The organism is Caulobacter sp. GW822-FHT07D08 (assembly GCF_058798735.1).
In genome coordinates, this window is record NZ_JBXAKU010000060.1 from 1 (window position 1) to 665 (window position 665).

Genomic DNA, 665 nt, shown 5'->3' on the forward strand with positions numbered 1-665 from the left:
CGCGAGTCGGTGCTGGGCTATCACACCACCGGCCGCTCGGCGGCGATGTTTATCCCCTCCTACGGTGGCGAGGCGATCGCCGGGCTGACGGCGGCCAGCCGGCGCTTCTTCGCCCAACCGCCTCAGGGCTTTGGTCCGCCGCTTCTGGCGGCGCGGCCGGTCATGCACCTGGCCGGTCCAGATCAGGTCCGTGGGCTCGAGCGCCTCGCCGCGCGCCACGCCGCCGATCGTCACGGGGTCCGGCTTGATTGGATCGACGGCCAGGCGGCCCAGGCGCGAGCGCCGATCCTCCGGTCCGAGGCGGTCGCCGCGGCGCTGATCGAAGCCGGGACCGGCGATCTCGACGTGGCGCGATTGCATGCGGCCTTCCTGCGCCAGGTTCGCGAGGCCAGCGGCCAAATGGTGGCCGGAGCCGGCCGCGCTGCTGTGGAACGTGACGGATCGGGGTGGCGCGTGCGGGGTAAGGGCGCGGAGATCTGCGCGCCTGTCCTGGTCAACGCCACCGGGGCCTGGGCCGATGAGACCGCGGTCGCCGCAGGGCTCGCGCCGCTTGGGCTGGCGCCGCTTGGGCTGGCGCCGCTGCGCCGAACGGTGCTGCTGGCCAAGGCCCCGGGCCACAACAACTTCGCCGACTGGCCGGTGGTCAAGGACATCGACGAGCGCTT

1 protein-coding gene is annotated in these 665 nt (G+C 73.2%); it reads left to right on the forward strand.

Going from position 1 to position 665, the window contains the following annotated elements; translation table 11 throughout:
• The coding region (locus AC1RJ9_RS28380) for an NAD(P)/FAD-dependent oxidoreductase (protein WP_492842033.1) at window positions 1–665 on the forward strand (665 nt) is incomplete at both ends.